This is a genomic window from Desulfuromonas sp., assembly GCA_002869615.1.
In the GTDB taxonomy this organism is placed as follows: Bacteria; Desulfobacterota; Desulfuromonadia; order Desulfuromonadales; family UBA2294; genus BM707.
Genome location: PKUH01000101.1, coordinates 25,596 through 47,508, shown reverse-complemented (window position 1 = coordinate 47,508; position 21,913 = coordinate 25,596). Strand labels below are relative to the sequence as shown.

The 21,913-nt window shown below is 51.5% G+C and carries 27 protein-coding genes and 1 tRNA gene; 25 read left to right on the top strand and 3 right to left on the bottom strand.

Features of this window, described 5'->3' with window-relative positions:
• Positions 1 to 77: 77 nt before the first annotated feature.
• The 11 genes from C0623_10930 (at position 78) to C0623_10880 (ending at position 9,538) form a co-directional block, all read left to right on the top strand.
• Positions 78 to 152 (top strand) — tRNA-Gly (locus tag C0623_10930).
• Positions 153 to 357: 205 nt separating this feature from the next.
• Complete coding sequence (locus C0623_10925; GenBank protein PLX98972.1) at positions 358 to 891, top strand: hypothetical protein; 534 nt, start codon at positions 358 to 360, stop codon at positions 889 to 891.
• Positions 884 to 1,354, top strand: a complete 471-nt coding sequence (locus tag C0623_10920; GenBank protein ID PLX98971.1) for an aminoacyl-tRNA deacylase — start codon at positions 884 to 886, stop codon at positions 1,352 to 1,354. The genes C0623_10925 and C0623_10920 overlap by 8 nt, the downstream gene beginning before the upstream one ends.
• Positions 1,355 to 1,444: 90 nt before the next feature.
• The gene (locus C0623_10915; GenBank protein ID PLX98970.1) at positions 1,445 to 2,110 is read left to right on the top strand and encodes a hypothetical protein; all 666 of its coding nucleotides are present in this window, start codon (positions 1,445 to 1,447) and stop codon (positions 2,108 to 2,110) included.
• 158 nt (positions 2,111 to 2,268) lie between these two features.
• Positions 2,269 to 4,086, top strand: coding sequence for a chloride channel protein (locus C0623_10910; GenBank protein PLX98969.1), 1,818 nt, complete (start codon positions 2,269 to 2,271; stop codon positions 4,084 to 4,086).
• Between the two features lie 22 nt (positions 4,087 to 4,108).
• Positions 4,109 to 4,840 carry a TlyA family rRNA (cytidine-2'-O)-methyltransferase gene (locus tag C0623_10905; GenBank protein ID PLX98968.1) on the top strand — a complete coding sequence of 244 codons (732 nt, stop codon included), beginning with the start codon at positions 4,109 to 4,111 and terminating at the stop codon, positions 4,838 to 4,840.
• Positions 4,837 to 5,601, top strand: a complete 765-nt coding sequence (locus tag C0623_10900) for a hypothetical protein (protein ID PLX98967.1) — start codon at positions 4,837 to 4,839, stop codon at positions 5,599 to 5,601. Before C0623_10905 ends, C0623_10900 begins: the two co-directional genes overlap by 4 nt.
• A 3-nt stretch (positions 5,602 to 5,604) precedes the next feature.
• The gene (locus C0623_10895; protein ID PLX98966.1) at positions 5,605 to 6,564 is read left to right on the top strand and encodes a hypothetical protein; all 960 of its coding nucleotides are present in this window, start codon (positions 5,605 to 5,607) and stop codon (positions 6,562 to 6,564) included.
• A gap of 29 nt (positions 6,565 to 6,593) precedes the next feature.
• Complete coding sequence (locus tag C0623_10890; GenBank protein PLX98965.1) at positions 6,594 to 6,941, top strand: histidine triad nucleotide-binding protein; 348 nt, start codon at positions 6,594 to 6,596, stop codon at positions 6,939 to 6,941.
• A gap of 54 nt (positions 6,942 to 6,995) precedes the next feature.
• Positions 6,996 to 8,465, top strand: coding sequence for a phosphohydrolase (locus tag C0623_10885; protein PLX98964.1), 1,470 nt, complete (start codon positions 6,996 to 6,998; stop codon positions 8,463 to 8,465).
• Entirely contained in the window at positions 8,396 to 9,538 is a 1,143-nt protein-coding gene (locus C0623_10880; GenBank protein PLX98963.1) for a hypothetical protein, read from the top strand. The genes C0623_10885 and C0623_10880 overlap by 70 nt, the downstream gene beginning before the upstream one ends.
• Here the strand turns inward: C0623_10880 and C0623_10875 are convergent.
• On the bottom strand, positions 9,527 to 10,663 hold the full coding sequence (locus C0623_10875) for a hypothetical protein (GenBank protein ID PLX98982.1): 1,137 nt from the start codon (positions 10,661 to 10,663) through the stop codon (positions 9,527 to 9,529). The two genes, C0623_10880 and C0623_10875, sit on opposite strands and share 12 nt — an antisense overlap.
• On the opposite strand from C0623_10875, the gene C0623_10870 reads away from it, so the two are divergent.
• Together C0623_10870 and C0623_10865 are read left to right on the top strand one after the other, a co-directional pair.
• On the top strand, positions 10,563 to 10,982 hold the full coding sequence (locus C0623_10870) for a secondary thiamine-phosphate synthase enzyme (GenBank protein PLX98962.1): 420 nt from the start codon (positions 10,563 to 10,565) through the stop codon (positions 10,980 to 10,982). The genes C0623_10875 and C0623_10870 overlap by 101 nt on opposite strands.
• 81 nt (positions 10,983 to 11,063) lie before the next feature.
• Entirely contained in the window at positions 11,064 to 11,396 is a 333-nt protein-coding gene (locus tag C0623_10865) for a hypothetical protein (GenBank protein PLX98961.1), read from the top strand.
• Here the strand turns inward: C0623_10865 and C0623_10860 are convergent, their stop codons facing one another.
• Together C0623_10860 and C0623_10855 are read right to left on the bottom strand one after the other, a co-directional pair.
• Positions 11,397 to 11,789, bottom strand: a complete 393-nt coding sequence (locus tag C0623_10860; GenBank protein PLX98960.1) for a membrane protein FxsA — start codon at positions 11,787 to 11,789, stop codon at positions 11,397 to 11,399.
• Positions 11,790 to 12,045: 256 nt separating this feature from the next.
• A complete protein-coding gene (locus C0623_10855) occupies positions 12,046 to 12,837 on the bottom strand; it encodes a nucleoside triphosphate pyrophosphohydrolase (protein ID PLX98959.1) in 792 nt (263 codons plus the stop codon).
• A 225-nt stretch (positions 12,838 to 13,062) separates the two neighbouring features.
• Between C0623_10855 and C0623_10850 the strand changes: the two genes are divergently transcribed.
• The 12 genes from C0623_10850 to C0623_10795 all read left to right on the top strand — a co-directional run bounded on the left by C0623_10850 (position 13,063) and on the right by C0623_10795 (position 21,882).
• Positions 13,063 to 13,611, top strand: coding sequence for a hypothetical protein (locus C0623_10850; protein PLX98958.1), 549 nt, complete (start codon positions 13,063 to 13,065; stop codon positions 13,609 to 13,611).
• A gap of 32 nt (positions 13,612 to 13,643) precedes the next feature.
• Positions 13,644 to 13,823 carry a 50S ribosomal protein L32 gene (locus tag C0623_10845; GenBank protein PLX98957.1) on the top strand — a complete coding sequence of 60 codons (180 nt, stop codon included), beginning with the start codon at positions 13,644 to 13,646 and terminating at the stop codon, positions 13,821 to 13,823.
• Positions 13,824 to 13,834: 11 nt separating this feature from the next.
• Complete coding sequence (locus C0623_10840; GenBank protein ID PLX98956.1) at positions 13,835 to 14,845, top strand: phosphate acyltransferase PlsX; 1,011 nt, start codon at positions 13,835 to 13,837, stop codon at positions 14,843 to 14,845.
• A gap of 15 nt (positions 14,846 to 14,860) precedes the next feature.
• Entirely contained in the window at positions 14,861 to 15,841 is a 981-nt protein-coding gene (locus tag C0623_10835; GenBank protein ID PLX98955.1) for a 3-oxoacyl-ACP synthase, read from the top strand.
• 17 nt (positions 15,842 to 15,858) lie between these two features.
• Positions 15,859 to 16,782, top strand: coding sequence for a [acyl-carrier-protein] S-malonyltransferase (fabD, locus tag C0623_10830; protein PLX98954.1), 924 nt, complete (start codon positions 15,859 to 15,861; stop codon positions 16,780 to 16,782).
• 17 nt (positions 16,783 to 16,799) lie between these two features.
• Entirely contained in the window at positions 16,800 to 17,537 is a 738-nt protein-coding gene (locus C0623_10825) for a 3-oxoacyl-ACP reductase (GenBank protein ID PLX98953.1), read from the top strand.
• 42 nt (positions 17,538 to 17,579) lie between these two features.
• The gene (locus tag C0623_10820) at positions 17,580 to 17,810 is read left to right on the top strand and encodes an acyl carrier protein (protein PLX98952.1); all 231 of its coding nucleotides are present in this window, start codon (positions 17,580 to 17,582) and stop codon (positions 17,808 to 17,810) included.
• A 106-nt stretch (positions 17,811 to 17,916) separates the two neighbouring features.
• On the top strand, positions 17,917 to 19,149 hold the full coding sequence (gene fabF / locus C0623_10815; GenBank protein ID PLX98981.1) for a beta-ketoacyl-[acyl-carrier-protein] synthase II: 1,233 nt from the start codon (positions 17,917 to 17,919) through the stop codon (positions 19,147 to 19,149).
• 1 nt (position 19,150) lies between these two features.
• A complete protein-coding gene (gene rpiB, locus C0623_10810) occupies positions 19,151 to 19,615 on the top strand; it encodes a ribose 5-phosphate isomerase B (protein ID PLX98951.1) in 465 nt (154 codons plus the stop codon).
• Positions 19,616 to 19,688: 73 nt separating this feature from the next.
• Entirely contained in the window at positions 19,689 to 20,939 is a 1,251-nt protein-coding gene (gene glyA, locus C0623_10805) for a serine hydroxymethyltransferase (protein PLX98950.1), read from the top strand.
• Positions 20,939 to 21,415: a cytidine deaminase gene (locus C0623_10800; GenBank protein ID PLX98949.1), complete on the top strand. Its 477-nt coding sequence runs from the start codon at positions 20,939 to 20,941 to the stop codon at positions 21,413 to 21,415. The genes glyA and C0623_10800 overlap by 1 nt, the downstream gene beginning before the upstream one ends.
• A complete protein-coding gene (locus C0623_10795) occupies positions 21,412 to 21,882 on the top strand; it encodes a transcriptional regulator NrdR (protein ID PLX98948.1) in 471 nt (156 codons plus the stop codon). Before C0623_10800 ends, C0623_10795 begins: the two co-directional genes overlap by 4 nt.
• Positions 21,883 to 21,913 lie beyond the last annotated feature (31 nt).

Sequence of the window (21,913 nt, the reverse complement as noted above, 5' to 3'; positions counted from 1 at the left end):
TATCGAGTTTTTCTGTTGACTTGGTCTGAACCTTTTGTTATTTATATCGTCGCTCCGCTCGGGAGCACCTGATTTGAGCGGGAATAACTCAGTGGTAGAGTGCGACCTTGCCAAGGTCGAAGTCGCGGGTTCGAATCCCGTTTCCCGCTCCAGATAAAAAAATCCCCCGACGCAATCGTCGGGGGATTTTTCGTTTAGGATGTCATGAAAAGGCTACTTCTTCTACTGATACTTTTGGTTACTGTTGCGGCGAGTAAATCCCATGCCGTTAATTGCCATTGCTTCCAGGACCGAACCTTTGATCCCCAACTCCCAACCGCTGCAGATGCATACTTTCTCGCGACAACCCAGAATTCATTGCTCTCTGCCGCTTTAAACATCGAAAAAAGTACGATCGTCAGGGCCAAGATGGGGGGCGCTGATGCCGACCTCCTCTGGGTTGTCTACTACCTTTCAGACAGGACCGGTCTCGATACGTCGGAGATGATCGAATTATACACCAACGCAAATTTAAGGCCTGGATTTATTTCGACTCTCGTTCAATCTTCGACGCGTCTGGATAAACCATTCATAATGGCACTGACCAGTCCAGATAGCCTTGAGCGGCTGGCTGCTGGCGCCTATCGTTCAGTGATGCAGACACAACTCGGCATCAGGGATGAGACCCTGGCCGGATTGGAGCTGGCAGGTGCAAGCCGCAAGGAACAGATTCTTTCCATATTTATTTCTCTCCTTCTCGCCGAGGAACCGTCAATTATCTTTAAAGCGGTCCGGACCGGGAAGAAGAGCTGGAGCCAGTCTCTGGCGGAAACCGGACTCGAAGCGAAACAGATAGAAGCCGCCTGGAAGAAACTTATAAAATTTCATCAAACCGGTCGTCAGGATGGCTGATTTTATTGAGATAAAAGATTTTTTGTCGGCGCAGGGCCTGACTCTCCTCGAATTCGACGCGCCAATACCGAGTGCTGAAACGGCAGCGGCGGCGGTCGACTGCACCATTGCTGAAATCGCCAAAAGCATCCTGCTTCTGGTCGGCGACGCACCGGTCCTTGTCGTCACATCGGGAGACATGAAGGTCAACAGCTCACTACTGAAGAAAGCGACCGGGCTGAGCGGCAAGGTGAGATTGCCGGCGGCTGATGAGGTTAAGCGCCACACCGGATTTACACCAGGCGGCGTCTCGCCGTTTCTGCTGCCTTCCGGTTTGCCGGTGCTGCTTGATTATTCCCTGGGCCGTTTTTATCAGGTCTATCCGGCCTGCGGCAACAGTCATTCTGCTGTCGCGATCACTTTTGCCCAGTTAAAGTCTTTGACCGGCGGAGTTGAGGTGCGGGTATCACTCCCTCTTGCCTAGTTTCTCTCTTCTTTTTTTGCATCATCCGGATAATAGGTTAAATTAATACTAGTCGTCTCATCGCGTTTCAGCGTGTCCGGAGGTTTTGTTTTGCTGAAAATGCTTTGCCCGAATTGTCATGAATTGATCTTCTCTTCACTGCTGGCAGAGATTGATGAAATGTACTGCAGCCACTGCAACAAGGATGTCCCGGTCCGTAATGTTCTGATTTCGGCCCGTGGCATGACGATCAGCCGGGATGAACTGCTCAAACGCATTTTCCGTTACAAAAAACTCCTGGCAGACATCGTTGAGGAAAAATCCCTGATGTCGGTGGGCGTTGACCCTTCAGATCCCGGCAGGAAAAGCACCGACCAGTTCATAGAGATTCTAAAAGAAATGATGGCCGGGGCCAGGGGGAATTATCGCCTGCAGTTTGCCCTGTCGGTTCCCGTTCGTTTACGGTTCGATGGCAAACTTCAATCGGGCTGGCTTGTTAATCTGAGTATGGTCGGTGCCTGTATCGAAACGGATAACATCTATATCATCCCTGCTGTCGGCAGTATTATCACAACCGAGTTTTTGTTGCCGGGTCATGGGGTTCCTTTTTCATTAAGCGGAAAGATCGCCTGGATCAAAGGTGCTTCTGGTAAAGAAAACCCGGCAGTCGATATCGGCATAAAATTTACCGATCTCGACAAACGGGATCGTGAAAACCTCTGGCAGGTCATCTCTTCATCGGTCAAAAATGTTCTCGCAGATACATCTGCTTCCTGACCTGATCGATTGAGCGATAACCAGTTGAAAAAATGTGATTTCCTTTGCATTCGATTCTTATCGATACTCGTGCATTCTGTGCTTGACACCATTGCCTCAGTTGACTAGTTTGAGCTTGTCACCAATCTGAAAACCCCTGAAATTTAAAAGATCTGCTGTTGAATGCACGCAAGTACATCCCGAAGTTTCTGATTGATCTGGCCAATCATGCCAAGGGGCGCTACCTGGTTCTGAGCTCTGTAGTCGGATTGCTCGGTGGCCTCGGTGCTGTCGCCTTCTATTTTGCTGCCAACAGTGTCGATGCATTGTTGCTCGGTGGTCTTGCCGGATACAACCCTCCCTCAGCACATGGTCCGGTTGCAGTGGGTGATATTTCCTACATTGATACACTTGCCATGCATCATCGCTGGGTTCTGTTTCTGCTACCGGCCCTCGGCGGTCTGGTCTCCGGATATCTCGTCTACAAGTTTGCTCCCGAGGCCGAAGGTCATGGCACCGATGCGGCAATCGACTCTTTTCACCGAAAGGGAGGTCATATCCGGGCCCGAGTTCCCTGGATCAAGGCCCTGGCTTCGGTCGCGACAATCGGTACGGGTGGATCGGCCGGCCGTGAAGGACCGATTGCCCAGATCGGCGCCGGGATCGGTTCATGGATTGGCGCCAAGCTTGGCCTTTCTGCCGCCGATAGAAGGATATTGCTCTTGGCGGGGATCGCGGCAGGGGTCGGCGCGACTTTCCGGGCTCCACTGGCCGGGGCGCTGTTTGCTGTAGAGGTTCTTTACCGGGAGACCGATTTCGAGCACGAAGCCTTGATCCCCTCGATTATTGCGTCTATTGTCGCTTATTCGATGTTTGGCGCCGTGACCGGATGGGAGCCGTTGCTCGACACCCCTTTATTCGCCTTTGAACAACCGCGCGAATTGATTCTGTACCTTGCTCTCGGGATCTTCTGTGCCCTTTTGGGCGTATTCTACGTCCGGTTTTTCTACAAGATGCGTGACCTGTTTGCCTTGCTTCCGGTTTCTCCCATGTTCCGCCCGGCCATCGGCGGATTGGCCCTCGGTGTTCTGGCGTTTTTTGTGCCCCAGGTGCTCGGGTCCGGCTACGGGTGGGTGCAGGCCGCGCTGTACGGCAAGATTGCTCTCTGGGTCATGCTGACCATTGCTATTGCCAAGATCGTCGCAACCAGCCTGACAATTCCATCCGGCGGATCGGGTGGGGTCTTCGCACCGAGCCTGGTTATTGGCGCTCTGCTTGGCGGCACGTTCGGAGCAACCGCAGAAATGTTTTTTCCGGCAATGGTTGCCGATCCCCGCAGTTATGTTCTCGTCGGCATGGCCGGTTTTTTTGCCGGCGTTTCCAATACGCCGATTGCGACGTTGATCATGGTCAGTGAATTGACGGGTAATTACGGACTTCTGGCGCCCCTGATGCTCGTTTGTGTTATTTCGATGATCATCCATCACCGTAATACAATTTATGAGAATCAGGTGCTCAGCCGTTCCGAATCGCCGGCGCATAAAGGCGACTTTGTCGTTGACGTCCTCGAAGGGATTAAGGTTTCGGACCTTGCCGAACAGGGTCATCAGCCACTGGTTATTGAAGAATACCTGACGCTCTCCGATATTCTTAACCGGATTGCAGTCGCCGAAGGGGCCTATTATCCGGTTGTTGATACCGATGAAAATCTGACCGGGATTTTTTCCGTGAACGATATCAGGAGGATTCTCGATGAAGAGATCCCCCCCGGACTGGTCTGTGCCAAGGATATTGCAACTCCGAAGGTCATAACGGTATTTCCCGACGATCCGATGAATACGACTCTCCAGTTGATGTCAAGCCGCGGGCTGGAAGAGATCCCGGTCGTTGACCGCAATGACCCGAGCAAGATTCTGTTTATGCTGACGCGCCGGGCCCTGCTTGCCCGCTACGCCCGCGAGCTTGAGAGCAAGAAGGGTTTTTATCAGGAGAGCTGAACAGTGCTCCAGGTGTTGACAGGTGAAAGAACGTCTCGATAAATTACTCGTTGACAAGGGCCTCGTATCTTCTCGCGAAAGAGCAAGGGCGCTGATTCTGGCCGGCTCGGTTCTGGTAAATGATCTGGTTATCGACAAAGCCGGCACAAAAGTGTCAGCCGAAGCTGCTGTTCGGCTGCGCGGTGAAGATATCCCTTATGTTTCAAGGGGCGGTCTGAAGCTTGCGAAAGCACTTGAGGTTTTTCCGGTAAATATAGAAAATAGAACTGCTATCGATGTTGGCGCATCAACCGGCGGCTTCACCGACTGCCTGCTGCAGAACAAGGTCGCCAGGGTTTTTGCCGTTGATGTTGGCTACGGTCAGCTTGCCTGGTCTTTGCGGAGTGATCCGAGGGTTGTCAACCTCGAGCGAACCAATATCCGCAAGCTCAAGCCCTGCGATCTTGATGAACTGCCTGATCTTGCCGTTATTGATGCATCATTTATTTCACTTGAGAAGGTCCTTCCGCCGACCCTGGATCTGCTGCGGCGTCCGGCTGAAATCATTGCCCTGATCAAACCGCAATTCGAGGTGGGCAGAGGGGAGGTCGGCAAGGGTGGGGTGGTTCGCAATCGGGAACAGCATGAGCAGGTCAAGCAACGTATCCGGGAGTTCAGCTGCGCCATCGGCTGTCAGGTGGTCGATCTTGTTGAAAGCCCCGTTACCGGCCCGAAAGGAAACGTTGAATTCCTGATCTTTCTGAGGTGTGAATGAAATCGTCCAAGGTATATTTTATCGGTGCCGGACCGGGGAGTCCCGACCTGCTGACCCTGCAGGCCAGTCGGGTTCTGGCTTCGTGTCATTCCGTATTTGTTCCGCCTCCTTATGAAGAGACCATGGCCGAACATCTGCTCGGCAAAAAGATCGAGATCCCTTTTACATATACTTTTGAAGAGCTGCTTGGTCGGATCGAAGAATTGCTCGATCAGGGAGACGTCGGTTTTCTGGTGCCGGGTGATCTAACCTTTTATTCACCATTTCAGCCTTTTGTTGATGCGCTGGCCGGGCGAGCCGTTGTGGTCCCGGGAGTTGGTACGGCAAATGCCGCCTCGGCCTGTCTCGGAAAAACCCTTGATTTGCCCGACGTCAGTAGCCGCGCAGTGATTGTTTCGCCACGTACCCTCGGCGACGATGGGTCCGAATCGATTCGCAATCTTGCGGCGCCCGGGGTGACTCTGCTGATTTACATGAATAATATCCCCCTGAGTGATCTGGTCGCTGATTTGCGCTATGGCTATCGATCAAACGTGCCAATAGCGATCCTGCACAAACTCTGCCTGCCCGGCGAAGAAGTTGTCGTCGGCCGGCTGGATGATATTGTTGAGAAGGTAGCCGGTCGGGATTACTTTAACCTCGACAGTCGGGATAAACGGCCGGCGCTGACCCTGGTCGTGGTTGGCGAAACGCTCATGACTACCGCCACCGGGGATTGGTGGAATTACCGGCATGAAAACATCTGGAAAGAACAGTATTGACTGATGAAAATCATTTCGCCCGTCGATAATCTGGCAGAATGCGGTGCCCTGATTGCCGCAGGAGCCGATGAACTCTACGGTGGTTATGTCACACCTGCCTGGGAGGCGACCTTCAGCCTGCTGACCTCGCTGAATCAGCGCACGTTTGCGACGGCGCAGATCTCTTCACGGGATGAGTTGGTCGGCATTATCGATCAGGCTCATACCGCCGGAATCCGCTTCAACCTGACCTTGAATGCACCCTTTTACACCGACGAGCAGATACCGTATCTTCTCGATTATGTGGCGGACGCTGTTTCAACCGGCATCGATGGCCTGATCCTGGCCGATCTGTCCCTGTTGCGCAGCGTCAGGAAGCGTTTTCCGGAAGTCGAACTTCAAGCCAGCACCCTGGCCCATATCGGCAACAGCCTGTCGGCCCGTGTCTATGCCTCTGCCGGTCTGTCCCGAATGATTCTTCCGCGCCATATTCCGGTCAATGAAATTGCCGATATCGTTCAATCGTGCCCGGATATTGAGTTTGATGTCTTCATGCTGGTCGGCAAATGCCCGAATACTGAAGGCCTTTGCACCTTTCACCATTCAAGCCCCGACCGGGCCTGGCCCTGCGAAATACCCTACGACATTGAGCCCATGCGGGAAGACGTACCGGAAGCCTTTGCCCGGATCATTGCGAACCAGAGTTCTTGGTCACTCACCGATCGGCGGCACGGCTGCGGGCTATGTGCTGTTCCGGCTTTGCAGCAGGCCGGTATCCATGGCGTCAAGCTTGTCGGCCGTGGTGCCCCCGGCCGACAAAAAATCAAAAACATTCAACTGGCCAAAGATTTCATAAAACTGGCCGCCGCTGCAGAGGATTTTGGCAGTTATCGAAAAAAGGCGATGGCGGCGCATCACGATCGTTTCGGATCGCCTTGTTCACCAAATGTCTGCTATTATCCTGAATATTATCTGCCCGATTAACTGTTCCGGTATACAGAAAAGGAGCTGAAATGTCAGAAGAATGCTTGTTCTGTAAAATCGTTAAAGGTGAAATTCCAGCCAAAATCGTTTTTGAGGATGATCGTCTCCTCGTCTTCGAAGACATTGATCCGCAGGCCCCGACCCATCTGTTAATCGTCCCGCGCAAGCACATCCGGACGGTTCTTGATTTGACAACGGCCGACAATGATATGATCGGGCATGTTTACCAGGTAGCCGGCAAGGTAGCGCATGATCTCGGTTTCGCCGACGATGGTTTCAGGGTTGTTGTAAACTGTAATTCGGACGGAGGCCAGATGGTGTGGCATATTCATTTTCATTTACTCGGCGGCCGGGATATGACCTGGCCCCCCGGCTAAACGCATACTTTTACTTGAAGACAAATCATTAGCGGAATAAGATAAACGGTAACGATGGCTGATTCCCTGATCGCTGAAATACTGCCGGATACGCCCCGGAAATACGATAAGCGCCTCGAGCAACGTCTGATCAATGATATCCTGGAGTTGCTGGTCACGCACCACGGCGGTGGTATGTCTGAAGCGGAGTTCGACCACAGTATCGACAGTTTCCACAAGGCGATCGAGTTAGGTCGCGACTCCCATGCCGATCAATTCCGCAAATCGGGAGAACCATATTTTTTTCATCCATTGCGGGTAGCACTATTGGCGGCCCGGCACTGGATGGGGTTCCCGTCCGTTATTGCGGCTCTTCTTCATGATGTCGTCGAAGATACCCCGGTCACCCTGAGCCATGTAGAAGAAAAGTTTGGCAGTGAGGTGTCACTGCTTGTCAGCGGTCTGACCAAGGCTGCCGATAGAAATCTCAGCCGCAATGTACTCAAGGAAAAAACCTACCGGAAACAGTTACTGGTTGCCATTGAAGACATCCGGGTTCTCTGTCTGAAATTCTGGGACCGGGTTGACAATCTGCAGACGATCGGGGCTTTGCCGGCAGCCAAACAGTCCCTGATTGCCGAAGAGACACGTAAAATATATGTCCCCCTGGCCCTGCATCTCGGGATGGGTTACGTTTCGACCGAACTCGAATCCCTGTCACTCAATATTCTTTATCCAACCCGGGCAAAACGCTACAATAACGGGCTGAAGGAAATCAAGTCGAGTTCCAAGGTTTTTTTACGAAAGTTGCGAGCCGAGATTCATTCCGCGCTTGATCACCATAAAATTTCCTTTTCCCTCAACAACCGCTGGCGGGCTTTTACGATTCCGGCAGCACGCGCTATAAAAAGAGGATTACAGGCTGTTTACACGCTTGATATACAGGTTGATCACACGATGGAAGCGTATATGGCTCTCGGCTTGATACACGGGCTCTATCCACCGATTCCCGGCAAACTCCGTGATCACCTTTCAGTCCCCTCCCTGCATGGCTATCAGTCATTGAAATCGACAATTCAGGCGGGTGAGGAGAGGGTGCGGATCGAAATCACGACACGCAAACTGGCGCGCTTCAATGATTCGGGCGTTCTGGCCCCGGGTTTTGAGTTCAGAAAGAAAAACTTTGCCGAACTGATGCATGCCCTGCTCGAAGGTGAGACTGCTTTTGATGCCGAATCTCTTCGGCTTGCCTCCAGAACCATTCAGGTCTATACCCCCCTGGGCGATATGCGGGTACTTCCCGAAGGGAGTTGCGTTCTTGATTTTGCCTTCGATATTCACGAAAAGCTCGGTTTGCACGCTGTTAATGCCCGCATCAACGGAAGAACCAGGCTTTTGAAATCCCGACTGATGGATGGTGATCAGGTCGATATTACCCGTGCAGAAACAGTTATGGTCCTTCCGAAATGGCTTGAATGGGCAGTGACACCAAAGGCTCGCAACTCCATTCGGCGCTACCTGCGCGGCAAGGTGAAATCAATATGAATTTTTCACCGGTCAGAATCCTGCTGGTCCCGGTTCTGTTTATTCTCATCCTCCTGCTCTCCTTGCTGGCCAACCCCGCTGCTGTTGATGCCGGAGAGGCCAATGTGTTCATCTATCACCGGTTTGGCGAAAGCCGCTATCCTTCTACCAATATAGACCCCGATTTGTTTGCGAGCCATCTTGAACACCTGAAGAAGAGCGGTCAGACCGTGGTGTCCCTTTCTGCAATTGTCGACTCTCTGCATACAGCTGAAGGCCTGCCTGGTCAGGTTGTGGCAATTACGGTCGATGATGCTTTCGATTCTTTCCTCGAAAATGCAATGCCCCTGATTCGGAAATACAGGATTCCGGTCACCCTGTTTGTTAATACCGATGGCGTAGGCAGTCCCGGGTACCTCGACTGGGATCAGTTAAGGAAATTGTCGGCGGAGGGTGTCGAAATCGGCAACCATACCGCAACCCATGATTATCTGCTTGAACGGGAGGACGGTGAAGATCGAGCCGGATGGGAAGAGAGGGTCAGGGCTGATATCCTCAGGGCGCAAGAAGTCTTCGCGCGCGAACTCGGATCACGCCCACGAATCTTTGCCTACCCCTATGGCGAATACTCTCCCCGCCTGGCCAAGCTGGTCCGTTCACTCGGTTTCAGTGCTGCCGTAGCCCAGCAGTCAGGAGTTATATCAAGTGAAAGCGATCTTTTTGCTCTTCCCCGATTCCCGATGGGTGGTCCTTTTGCCAGCCTGCAATCCTTTCGCAGCAAAGCGTCGATGCATGCGCTCAATGCTGCCGTGCTCTCTCCGCCAAGCCCTGTTTTGCTAGATGTTGATCCGCCGACTCTGAAAGTCAGGATCGCGCCCGACGAATACGATCTGGGACAACTTCAGGGCTTCGTCCAGGGGGATAACCGTCTGCTGATTGAAATTGTTAATCATCAGGAGGGGGTTGTTGCCATCAGGGCGGAAAAACCCCTGGCCGGTCGGCGGAACAAGTACACTCTGACCGCTCCTCTGAAAAAAGGAGGGGGCTGGGCCTGGTTCAGTCAACCCTGGTTCCGTCTTGATTCAGGTTTCTGAAGGGTTTGGTCGACCGTCTCCGGAACTGAGCAACCCCTTCTTCCTTGGCGCATCTTCAACCGGCGCCGGCACCGCCCGCTCGAGCAGTGCTACGTTATTCACCTTCTCCAGATGATTGGTGGAGATTATCGCCCGGATCTCCCTGACATAAGCTTCGCGGCGGGTGGAATAGAATTGCATCTCTCCGGCCAGGGTGTAGCCGGTTAATGGCAGGTTGTTGTCGCGGAGTCTTTGACGGACGCTCCGCATTGATCGATAGGCCCGATGCGTATTCAGGTTGCGCAGGTAGGATCGGATCGAAGCATACAGGCTGTCAAATCGTCTGACTTCATAGATCTCGCCCTCGGGTCGGCCTTTGGGCACCAGGCCGGTCCCGGGGGTAAATGTCCATTCCCCGAAGATATTGTTGGCCTGTTGGGCAAATCGAGACAGGCCCCAGCCCGATTCGTTAGCCGCCTGGGCGAGAGTCAGGGAAGGGGGGATGGTATCGACGCGCCGAAGCAGGCGCTCGCGTGCCGAGCGGTCATGCAGTATATCGCCTTCCACTTTATAATAGCTCTGTATCTTTAATAATTCTTCATGTTGGTGTAGCGAGAGCTCCTTGCCCTGGTCGATAAAACCAAGGTAGTACTCAACAGCATTCCGATGCTGCCTGATTTCGTTATTTCCCATCAGGGCCAGCGGCAGAACCGACAGAAAGAAAAACTTTTTCTTTTTATCGGTAGAGCGGATCAGATGGATGTCGGTCGGGAATTCCTCAAGCATCAAGGGTGGGACGCCTGCATCAATCTGGTCCCATCGATAAGAAAATTTCTGGTATGTATCAAGAACGGTACGGACGTGGTTTTCGGAGATTATTTTGGCACGGGTGTCCCCATCTCCATCCATGTTCAGTCCCCGCTCACACCCTGTAATGAGCAGAGTCGTCAGCAGGCAGCAGATAATGGCATATATACGTTTGGCGTTTGTTGATGACGCGGACATATTCATATATATTCCCATTATACAATGGATGGAGGAAGATATGAAATCATTTCGAAAAGAACTCTGTTTTGATATTCCGTCGCGCCGGGGCTTTGTCAATATTACACCTGAGGTCAAAGAGTGCCTCCGGGAAAGCTCCATAGATGAAGGGTTTTGCCTTGTCAATGCAATGCATATCACAGCATCTGTTTTTATCAATGATGATGAAAGCGGTCTGCATGCCGATTTTGATAAATGGCTGGAAGAATTGGCTCCGCATCAGCCATTATCAAGATACCAACATAACCTGACCGGCGAAGATAATGGTGATGCCCACCTGAAAAGATCGGTAATGGGGCGTGAGGTTGTCGTTGCGATCAGTCAAGGGTGTCTCGATTTTGGCCCCTGGGAGCAGATCTTTTACGGGGAATTTGACGGGAATCGCAAAAAGAGGGTGTTGGTGAAGATTATTGGTGAATAGCAGTCGACAGTGAATGGTTTTGTTTCTGGAAATTGTCCCGATGAATTGATAGAATGAAAAAAAACCGTTGTGGGGGTTAGTATGAAATCTTACATCGCAATGGGAATTTTTTCTTTTGTAGTCGCCATGCTGTCACTGCTGCAGGTTATGGCTGACCACGAGTTTTATCGACTGACTTCGATGAAACGGGTCTGGGGCAGGAGTCGGGGGTTGGCTTTGCATTTCCTTGCCAACGCCGGTTTGCCATTGGTGTGCGGTGTCATATTCATGAGTAGCGGCATCTCCGGGGTGAAATTGATTCAACCGCTGATCGCCGACAATCCCTTTGACCGGGTCCCGACTGTTGAGTCGATATATGTAGAGGACTACATGGATGCTCTGGTCGAAGATTCCTACACCCTGCTTGCCGCCTGACTAGTATCTGCCAATTACGATCTCACCCTTTTCAACCTTTCTCTTAAACCAGCCAACCAGCAACTGCTTCAACGGTATTCGACTGATCGGTGCAAGACAGATGAACCCCAACAGGTCGGTCAGAAAGCCCGGCGTTAATAACAGTAACCCGCCTGACAAGATAAAAACTCCGTCAACAAGTTCATTTGCCGGCAATTCGCCAGCATCCATGCTTTTCCCGATTCGCTGAAGCAGATCAAAACCCTGGGTCCGGGCCAGATAAGCACCGGCGAGACCGGTCAGGACAACGGTCAGGATCGTCGGCCACAGGCCAATGATTTCTCCCGCCTGGAGAAAGATGAAAATCTCACAAATAGGGATGGTTATAAACAGGATAGAGAGCTTTACAAACACAATAATACCTTAAATTGAGAAATATGGTTCGAAAGGTAACTTATTCTAATCTTTGGCTATCATTTGTCACCTTTGTAGCATAAGTCATTGAATTTACAAGTTATTTTAATTTGATTAAAAATTGTGCAAAATGGCATTTCCTACGATAGATACAGCGTCGATAATTTTATACACAACCTTTTTAACATTTTATCAACAGTTTTTGTGGAAAACGTTCAAGAGTGTATACAACACACTGATTTTAAGTGGTTTTTTGTCAATCTGCCTGTTCATCTTTCTTTGCCTGCTGCCAGTAACCGTTCATGCAATCCAGATCTATTGAATAAATATCGAGATGGTCAGCTGCAATTAACTCTTCCATACGGATGAATCTCGACCGGAAGCGGTTCATTGTCTGCTGCAGGGTTGTTTCAGCATCAATATCGAGTTGCCGTCCCAGGTTGACAACGGTCAGAAGGATGTCGCCAAATTCGTGGATAGCGTGATCACGCTCATTTGCCGCAAGAGCCTCTTTGAGTTCTGTGATTTCTTCTTCAAGCTGGTCGATGACTGCTTCATGTTGCGACCAGTCAAAACCTGTACGCGCTGCTTTCTGCGTCATCTTTTGCGCCGCCAGAAGGGCCGGCATGGGTGGCAGGGGATTGCCGAGCCGTGTATTCACCGGTCTTCTCTGTTCCGAATTCTTGATTGTTTCCCATTGGCGATCGAGATCAACATTATCGTTTTCTGAGGTGTTTTCGAAAACATGCGGGTGTCGTCTGATCAGTTTGTTGCAGATCGATGTTGCGACATCATCAAGATTGAAGGATTCTTTTTCATTGAATATCTCGGTAAGAAAAACGACCTGCAGCAATAAATCACCCAGTTCATCCCTGATTTCTTCTTCGTCGCCCCCGTTTAATGCATCCAGAAGTTCGTGAACCTCTTCAAGGAGATAAGGTTTGAGGGTTACGGGTGTTTGCGCTTGATCCCATGGGCATCCATGAGCAGACCTGAGATGTGACATTATAAAACGCAGTCTGGCAATCGGTTCTTCCGGCAATGACATGAGCTTGACAGTTCCTTTCAGGGGGACATGTGTGGATGGCAATCCTTATAGGCAAATTAACAATAAAGATCAATAGTTATTAAGAAAAATTATCTTGCAAATTCATGATGTTTGGGCTAATAAAGTCATGCTGTCGAAGGGTCTGGCGGATGGTTTATTTCCCTTGACAATAATAGGGCAATCTTTATACTAGCCGACTTCGATAACGTAGTACCGGAGCGCGTTTTGCTCACTATCAAACTGGATGAAATTGAAGATAAGGGATTATCGCTGGAAGGCGAAACCGACCCTTCCGATTTTCCTCAATTGGTCGAACTGGCCAGAGAAGAAATTGCGAGTTTTCCCGAGCCGATACATTATCGAATTGAAATCAGTCGCCTGATGGACCTGATAGAAGTCAAAGGTCATGTAAGCACGGAGCTCAGACTTGCTTGTGGTCGCTGTCTCGATTCCTATCAGATACCTTTTTCATCAGATTTTCTCGTAACGTATTCGAAGTCTTTGCCGGATTGTTTTGATGATGATGACGAGGAGACAGAGCTCTCCGCCGAGGAAATGGGCATGACCCTGATAAGTGGTGAAGAACTCTCTTTACTCGAGCCGCTTCAGGAACAATTATTGATAGCATTGCCAGTTCAGCCCCTTTGCAGCAGAGACTGCAAGGGTCTCTGTCCGTTTTGCGGAGACAATCTGAACCTTAACCGTTGTGATTGCACAGAGGAATCATTTGATACGCGTTTTGCCGCGTTGAAAAATTTTAAAGTCGAAGAATAAAACCTGATTCAGGTATACAAGGAGTACGTAAAATGGCAGTTCCAAAGAAAAAGACATCGAAATCAAGGCGCGACATGCGCCGCTCTCATGATGCACTGACCCCGGCCGGCATGTCTACCTGTCCCCAATGCAAAGAGTTGAAGCCACCGCACCGTGCGTGCGCGGCCTGCGGAACCTACAAAGGAAAAGAAGTTCTCGGCGATAACGACTAGCGGGACTTCTCTTGAACGAACTAGCAACCATAGCAGTTGATGCAATGGGTGGTGACAAGGCCCCTGCAGACGTTATCGAAGGTGTCGTTGCGGCTGCGCAAAATTGGGGTATGTCGATTATTCTGGTGGGTGATACGCCGCTCATTGAAGCGGAACTCGCGCGCCACCCGGTTCAGGGTCTGGATATTTCGATTGTTCATGCTGAAGAGGTTGTCGGCATGCACGATTCTGCATCCGATGCGGTCAGGAAGAAGAAAAACTCTTCGATTCGGGTTGCATTCGATCTGGTTAAACAGGGTACGGCGCAGGCGGTTGTCAGTGCCGGCAATTCCGGTGCCACGATGGCTGCCGGGATGTTTGTCCTGAAAAGGATCCCGGGCATCGAGCGCCCGGCTCTGGCGACAATTTTTCCGAACCAGAAAGATCAGACCCTTATTCTGGATGTCGGTGGCAACGTTGACTGCAAAGCCGTACATCTTCAGAAGTTCGCAGTAATGGGCGATGTTTATGCCCGCCAGTTGATGGGCAAGGAGAAGCCACGAGTCGGCATTCTTTCCAATGGCGAGGAACTGAGTAAGGGTAACGAACTGACCCGGGAAGTACACCGTCTTGTTTCTGATGCACCTTTTAATTATATCGGATACGTAGAGGGTCGGGATATATTCAATGGTCGGGTGGATGTCGTTGTTTGTGATGGTTTTGTCGGCAATGTCCTGCTCAAGGTATCGGAAGGGTTGGCCGAGACCGTTGGTAAAATGCTGAAAACTGAAATCGAGCAGTCACTGCTGGCCAAGATCGGTTATATTCTTTCACGAGGAGCTTTCCGGAATTTCAAAAAAAGAATTGATTATTCCGAATATGGTGGCGCCCCTTTGCTCGGGATACAGGGCACCGCCATGATCTGCCACGGTGGATCAAATCCGAAGGCGATTATGAACGCCATCAGAATGGCAAATGAGGCAGCCCAGCAACGGTTCAGCGAAAAGCTGGCGGCAAAACTCGATCTGGCGGCGAAACATTAAGACGAGGAGACTGGTTTGAGACGAGCACGTATTATCGGTACCGGGTCTTATGTCCCGGAAAAGGTGATGACCAATCAGGATTTCGAGAAGTATCTGGACACGACTGATGAATGGATCGTAGCGCGAACCGGTATTCGTGAACGCCACATTGCTGCCGAAGGCGAATACACATCCGACCTCTGCGTCAACGCTGCCCGTAAAGCACTCGAAATGGCTGACATCTCGGCCGAGGATATTGATCAGATCATCGTCGGCACGATTACCAGTGACTATCCCTGGCCGGCGACGGCCTGTATTGTCCAGGACAAGCTCGGCGCCAAACAGTGTGGCTCCTATGACTTATCGGCTGCCTGCAGCGGGTTTATCTATGCCCTGAGCAATGCCGTTGCCCAGATTGAATCCGGGGCAATCGAGCGTGCATTGGTTATCGGCGCCGAGACCCTTTCCCGAATTGTCGATTACGAGGACCGCAACACCTGCCTGCTTTTTGGCGATGCTGCCGGTGCCGTAGTTCTGGAGGCTCATGAGGGTGAACAGGGGATTCTTTCAACTCACCTCCATGCCGACGGTTCATATCTCGAGTTGCTCTATCAACCGGGATTCGGAACGGCGCTCACTCCGACCGAAGAGATTGTCAGAGATCGCGGCTACTTTTTGAAGATGCAGGGAAATGAGGTTTTCAAGGTTGCCGTTAAAATGCTGGCCGAAGTGGCTCATGAAGCACTCGACTCAAATGGATTTACAATTGAGGACCTCGATCTGCTGATCCCGCACCAGGCAAATATCAGAATCCTTGAAGCGGCGGCCAAGCGACTGAAACTGCCGGAAGACAAAGTCTATATAAATGTCGATCGATACGGAAATACATCAGCGGCAACCATTCCCCTGGCAATGGATGAAGCCAACCGGGCCGGCAAACTGAAAGATAATGATCTGATTGTACTGAATGCTTTTGGCGGAGGTTTTACCTGGGCTTCTGCCTGTATCCGCTGGTAATCTGGAGATATGTTTAGATGACTGCATTTGTTTTTCCCGGGCAGGGTTCTCAACATGCCGGAATGGGCAAGGATCTTGCCGATAATTTCGCTGCCGCACGGCAGGTATTTGAAGAAGCTAATGACGCTCTCGGATTCGACCTTGCGGCACTCTGCTTCAATGGTCCGGAAGAGGACCTGAAGCTCACAACCAACACTCAGCCGGCCATTCTGACGACAAGTATCGCTGCCTTGCGGGTTTTGCAACAGGAATCCGAGTTGCAGCCGGTCAGCGCAGCGGGGCATTCCCTGGGGGAGTATTCCGCACTGGTCTGCTCCGGGGCCATGGCTTTTGCCGATGCCGTCAAGACCGTCCGGCAGCGCGGGGCATTCATGCAGGAGGCTGTGCCGGTCGGTGTTGGCGCAATGGCAGCTATTATCGGACTCGAAGGCGACCTCCTGGAAGAAGTATGTCGAGATGCGGCGCAGGGAGAAGTTGTTTCCCCGGCCAATTTCAACAGCCCCGGGCAGGTTGTCATTGCCGGAAACACCGCTGCCGTCGAGAGGGCTATCGAGCTGGCTAAAGAAAAAGGTGCCAAGCGGGCACTCCCTTTGCCGGTCAGCGCACCCTTTCATTGTTCACTGATGGTTCCGGCCGGCGAGCGACTAGCCCAGGTGCTTGACAATGTTGTGTTTGCAGAAATGAATATTCCGGTTGTCAGCAACGTTGAGGCAGCGCCGAACAGTGATGCATCCCGCTTGCAGGAATTACTGGTGGCACAAGTCAGCGCTCCGGTCCGCTGGGATGAGTCAATTGCCCGAATGGTTGCTGATGGCGTAAAGACATTTATTGAAATCGGTCCGGGGAAGGTGCTGTCAGGGCTGGTTCGACGTATTTACCGTTCGGCGGCTTCGGCTAATGTCGAAGACTGTACTTCTCTGGATAAGCTGTTAAAATCCTAGCGTTCTCAGGGGTTCTCATGTTTAATGATCAGGTAGCTATTGTAACGGGTGCATCACGGGGAATCGGAAAGAACATTGCCCTGGCTCTGGCTGAAAAAGGAGCCAAGGTTGCTGTTTCAGCCCGCAACCAGAATGCCCTTGCCGAACTTGTTGATGAAATTAAGGCGGCCGGTGGCGAAGCAATCGCTGTTGCAGCAGATGTTGCAAAAAGCGAAGATGCCGATAAGTTGATAGCTGAAACGGTTGCGGCTTTTGGCCGAGTCGATATTCTCGTCAACAATGCCGGAATCACCCGTGACGGATTGCTGATCAGAATGAAGGATGATGATTGGGATGCCGTACTCGAGACAAACCTGAAAGGCGCCTTTGTTTGTACTCGCGCCGTCGCCAAGGTGATGTCGAAACAACGCTATGGCCGGATTATCAACATCTCTTCAGTCGTCGGTGCAATGGGCAACCCCGGACAGGCTAATTATTGTGCCAGCAAGGCCGGCATGATCGGCCTGACCAAATCGAACGCGCGTGAATTCGGACGACGCAATATAACAGTAAATGTCGTTGCTCCCGGCTATATCCTCACCGATATGACAGATGAGCTTGGAGAGAAGGCAAAAGAGGAACTGACATCAAATATTCCACTCGGAAGACTTGGTGAATCGGATGATGTAACTCAGGCTGTTCTGTTTCTTGCATCTGGCCAGGCCGGTTATATTACCGGACAGGTACTTGGTGTAAACGGCGGAATGTATATGTGAATTAATAACGGATTATCAGACCACACGTTCAAGGAGGAAAACATGGCTATTGAAGAAAAAGTAAAGCAGATTGTTGTTGAGCAACTCGGTGTTGACGAAGACCAGGTAACTGAAAACGCAGCCTTCATGGACGATCTCGGCGCCGATTCCCTTGACACTGTTGAGCTTGTTATGGCTCTCGAAGAGGAATTTGATGTTGAAATTTCTGACGAAGATGCCGAAAAGATCCAGACTGTCAAGGATGCAATCAGCTACATCAAGGAAAATTCCTGATAAATTAAAGGGGAGGAGGAAAACCCTCCTCCCTGCAAGTTCAACCGATCCGGATATCACTTGATTCGCTGTGATATCCGACTTCTGTTGGAGGTTAATGGTCGTAATGCGTAGAGTTGTCGTTACAGGAATCGGTGTCGTCTCACCGTTGGGAATCGGGACAGAGAAAAACTGGGAAGCTCTGATCAAGGGCCAATCCGGTATTTCGCCGATTACCCGTTATGATGCCAGCGATCTGCCAACGCGGATTGCCGGTGAAGTCAAAGGCTTTAACGCCGATGACTTCATCGATAAAAAAGAGCAGAAAAAAATGGATCTCTTCATCCAGTATGCACTGGCTGCAGCAGAGATGGCGATGGAGGATTCCGGCTACGAAGTCACGGATGAAAACGCCGAGCGGCTCGGAGTCCTTGTCGGCTCGGGCCTTGGCGGCTTGCCGACCATGGAACATTATCATGATGTTATGCGGGAAAAAAGTTACAAACGGATTACACCGTTTTTTATCCCGATGCTTATTATTAATCTGGCACCTGGTCAGATTTCGATCCGTTTTGGTGCCAAGGGACCGAACCTTTCGACTGTATCGGCCTGTGCAACCGGAACCCATTCCATCGGCGATGCCTATCATATGATTGCGCGCGGTGACGTCGATGCCATGATTGCCGGGGGAACCGAGTCAACAATCACACCTCTGGCGATGTCCGGCTTCAATGTCATGAAAGCCCTGTCGACCCGGAATGATGACCCTGCCGCTGCCAGCCGGCCGTTCGATAAAGGTCGTGATGGTTTTGTCATGGGTGAGGGCGCCGGCATCCTTGTTCTGGAGGAGATGGAATCCGCTAAAAAGAGAGGCGCTAAGATTTACGCCGAAGTTGGCGGCTACGGCTTGACCTCGGATGCCTACCATCTGACCGCTCCGGCGCCCGAAGGAGAAGGGGCCGCCCGCTGCATGAAAATGGCCCTCGACAAAGCCGGAGTCAACCCGGAAGAGGTCGGTTACATAAACGCTCACGGAACCTCAACTCCGTATAATGACCTTTACGAGACCATGGCAATCAAGTCTGTTTTTGGTGAACATGCGTATAAGTTGAAAGTCAGTTCGACCAAAAGCATGACCGGCCACACCCTCGGCGCGGCCGGCGGCCTTGAAGCTGTCTATTCGTTACTGGCGATGAACCGGGGCGTTCTGCCGCCAACAATCAATTACGAGGACCCGGACCCGGAGTGCGATCTCGATTACGTGCCGAACACGCCGGTCGAGGCTGACGTTGATGTCGTGATTTCCAATTCACTCGGTTTCGGCGGAACCAACGCAACCATTCTCTTTAAAAAGGTCTGATGTGGACGGTAAATTTGTCATAGCAAGTGACCATGGCGGGCTTGATCTCAAAAACGCCGTGTCGACGTACCTTCAGGAACTCGGCATCTGCGTTAGCGACCTCGGCACCATCAATGACGATTCGGTGGATTATCCTGATTACGGAATCAAGGTTGCCCGCGCTGTCTCGATTGGCGAGGCCGACAATGGAATTTTGATTTGCGGCACCGGAATCGGCATGTCGATTGTTGCCAACAAGTTTCCCGGTATCCGGGCTGCGCTGATCACTGATGAATTTACCGCGCGGATGTCAAAAGAACATAACAATGCCAATATCATCGTCATGGGCGGCCGTGTTCTTTCGGCCGAGCAGGCCCGGAAATTGGTTCAGACCTGGCTTGAAGCGGAGTATGAAGGAGGGCGGCATCAGCGCCGTCTCGACAAGATTGCAGCGCTTGAAGACGATATCAGGTCGGGCAGTTTATAAGACCTAAAATAAATCAGGCAGGCTTTTTGCCTGCCTTTTCTTTACCAAGTTTTTACTGGAGGAATGACCAGCCATGTCCAAGTCTCTAACCGGGTTTGATCCGGAAATCGCAAAAACCATAACCGATGAAACCGGGCGCCAGGAGTACAGCCTTGAATTCATAGCATCTGAGAACTTTGTCAGTGAAAACGTGCTTGAAGCCCAGGGTTCGGTGCTGACCAACAAGTATGCTGAAGGCTATCCGGGCAAGCGGTATTATGGCGGCTGTGAGTTTGTCGATGTCGCTGAACAATTGGCGATTGACCGGGCCAAGCAGTTGTTCGGAGCAGAGCATGTCAACGTTCAGGCCCATTCCGGTTCGCAGGCCAATATGGCGGTCTATTTCGCAACCTGTCAGCCGGGAGATACGGTTCTCGGCATGAACCTGGCGCATGGCGGCCACCTGACCAACGGCTCTCCGGTTAACTTCTCCGGCAAGCTTTTCAACATTGTACCGTACGGAGTTGATGAAAAGACCGGCCGGATCGATTACGAAGAAGTCGAGCAGCTGGCAAAAGAGCATAAACCGAAACTGATCGTTGTCGGTGCCAGTGCCTATCCCCGCGTCATTGAATTTGAGCCGTTCCGCCGTATCGCCGACCAGGTCGGCGCCAAGGTCATGGTGGATATGGCCCACATTGCCGGACTGGTTGCGGCCGGAGAGCACCCGAGCCCGATACCGCATGCCGAGTTTGTTACGACGACAACCCACAAGACCCTGCGTGGTCCGCGTGGCGGCATGATCCTCTGCCAGGAAGAATATGCCAAGAAACTGAACAGTAACATCTTCCCCGGTATCCAGGGAGGACCGCTGATGCATGTAATCGCTGCAAAAGCCGTCGCCTTTAAGGAAGCGCTCTCGCCGGAGTTCAAGGAATATGCGGCCCAGGTCGTTAAAAATGCCAGGGCACTGGCTGAAGGACTGGTTGGTCACGGTTTTAAACTCGTTTCCGGCGGGACCGACAATCATCTCATGCTGCTTGATTTTACCGGTACCGATCTGACCGGAAAAGTTGCCGAAGAGACCCTGGAAAAAGCTGGCATCACGGTCAACAAGAACGCCGTACCATTCGACACGCGATCACCTTTTGTAACCAGTGGAATCAGAATAGGCACACCGGCGACGACAACCCGCGGCCTCAAGGAGACCGAAATGAAGCAGGTTGCCGACTGGATTGCCCGGGCTCTGGAAAACATCGAGAACGATAGCGAGCTGCTGGCAATCAGAGATGAAGTCAAGGATCTGTGTAAGAAGTTCCCCCTCTATGCGCATCGGTTGAAATAATGGATCGTCCCAGTTGGGAAGAGTATTTCATGGACATCGCCAAGCTGGTGGCCAAACGGTCAACCTGCCTGAGGCGACAGGTCGGTGCGGTTATCGTCAAGGACAAGAATATCCTTGCAACCGGCTACAATGGAACGCCGAGCGGCATTACCCACTGCTCGGAGACCGGTTGCTTGCGTGAGCAGCTGAAAATCCCGTCAGGGGAGCGTCATGAGCTCTGTCGTGGTCTGCACGCCGAACAGAACGTCATTGTTCAGGCGGCAAAACACGGAATCAATATAGATGGTTCAACGCTCTATTGCACCAGCTCCCCCTGTATAATCTGTTCAAAAATGATTATTAATTCCGGCATCAAGGAGATCGTTTACCTCGATGGGTATCCTGACATTCTGTCAAAGGACATCCTGGCTGAGTCGGAAATCGATTTTCGCGTTTTTAACGGACCTGTTGCCAGCGGAAGTGATGAAGAGTTATGAAGTGCCCATTTTGTGGTTTTGAAGATACCAGGGTTGTCGACTCGCGCCTGGGAAAAGAGGGGAACAATATCCGCCGCCGTCGCGAATGCAGTGATTGCGAGCGGCGCTTTACGACCTATGAACGTGTCGAAGAGTCATTGCCGATCATTGTCAAGAAGGACGGCCGCCGTGAGAGTTTTGATCGCAACAAGATCATTGCCGGGATGCGTCGGGCCTGCGAAAAAAGGCCGGTACCGATTGCAACGATTGAACGGTTTGTCGACTCTCTCGAGCAATCGCTGCAGGAGAGCGGAGAGAAGGAAATCGATGCCGACCGGATCGGCGGCGCCGTCATGGAAGCCTTGCATGAGATGGATGAAGTCGCTTATGTTCGCTTCGCATCAGTTTATCGTCAGTTCAAGGATATCAACGAATTCATGTCCGAACTGACAGATATCCTCGCCAAAAGCGGTGAAAAGGGCGCCTGACCCCATCGTTTGCAGATCATCCGCGAGTCAC

Bases quoted from the DNA above. Each gene is read 5' to 3' on its own strand.
- C0623_10920 (PLX98971.1), top strand. From the start codon at position 884: ATGGCTGATTTTATTGAGATAAAAGATTTTTTGTCGGCGCAGGGCCTG.
- C0623_10900 (PLX98967.1), top strand. From the start codon at position 4,837: ATGAAATCGTCCAAGGTATATTTTATCGGTGCCGGACCGGGGAGTCCC.
- C0623_10895 (PLX98966.1), top strand. From the start codon at position 5,605: ATGAAAATCATTTCGCCCGTCGATAATCTGGCAGAATGCGGTGCCCTG.
- C0623_10890 (PLX98965.1), top strand. From the start codon at position 6,594: ATGTCAGAAGAATGCTTGTTCTGTAAAATCGTTAAAGGTGAAATTCCA.
- C0623_10885 (PLX98964.1), top strand. From the start codon at position 6,996: ATGGCTGATTCCCTGATCGCTGAAATACTGCCGGATACGCCCCGGAAA.
- C0623_10880 (PLX98963.1), top strand. From the start codon at position 8,396: ATGGGCAGTGACACCAAAGGCTCGCAACTCCATTCGGCGCTACCTGCG.
- C0623_10870 (PLX98962.1), top strand. From the start codon at position 10,563: ATGAAATCATTTCGAAAAGAACTCTGTTTTGATATTCCGTCGCGCCGG.
- C0623_10875 (PLX98982.1), bottom strand. From the start codon at position 10,663: ATGGAGCTTTCCCGGAGGCACTCTTTGACCTCAGGTGTAATATTGACA.
- C0623_10865 (PLX98961.1), top strand. From the start codon at position 11,064: ATGAAATCTTACATCGCAATGGGAATTTTTTCTTTTGTAGTCGCCATG.
- C0623_10855 (PLX98959.1), bottom strand. From the start codon at position 12,837: ATGTCATTGCCGGAAGAACCGATTGCCAGACTGCGTTTTATAATGTCA.
- C0623_10845 (PLX98957.1), top strand. From the start codon at position 13,644: ATGGCAGTTCCAAAGAAAAAGACATCGAAATCAAGGCGCGACATGCGC.
- fabD (PLX98954.1), top strand. From the start codon at position 15,859: ATGACTGCATTTGTTTTTCCCGGGCAGGGTTCTCAACATGCCGGAATG.
- C0623_10825 (PLX98953.1), top strand. From the start codon at position 16,800: ATGTTTAATGATCAGGTAGCTATTGTAACGGGTGCATCACGGGGAATC.
- C0623_10820 (PLX98952.1), top strand. From the start codon at position 17,580: ATGGCTATTGAAGAAAAAGTAAAGCAGATTGTTGTTGAGCAACTCGGT.
- fabF (PLX98981.1), top strand. From the start codon at position 17,917: ATGCGTAGAGTTGTCGTTACAGGAATCGGTGTCGTCTCACCGTTGGGA.
- glyA (PLX98950.1), top strand. From the start codon at position 19,689: ATGTCCAAGTCTCTAACCGGGTTTGATCCGGAAATCGCAAAAACCATA.
- C0623_10800 (PLX98949.1), top strand. From the start codon at position 20,939: ATGGATCGTCCCAGTTGGGAAGAGTATTTCATGGACATCGCCAAGCTG.
- C0623_10795 (PLX98948.1), top strand. From the start codon at position 21,412: ATGAAGTGCCCATTTTGTGGTTTTGAAGATACCAGGGTTGTCGACTCG.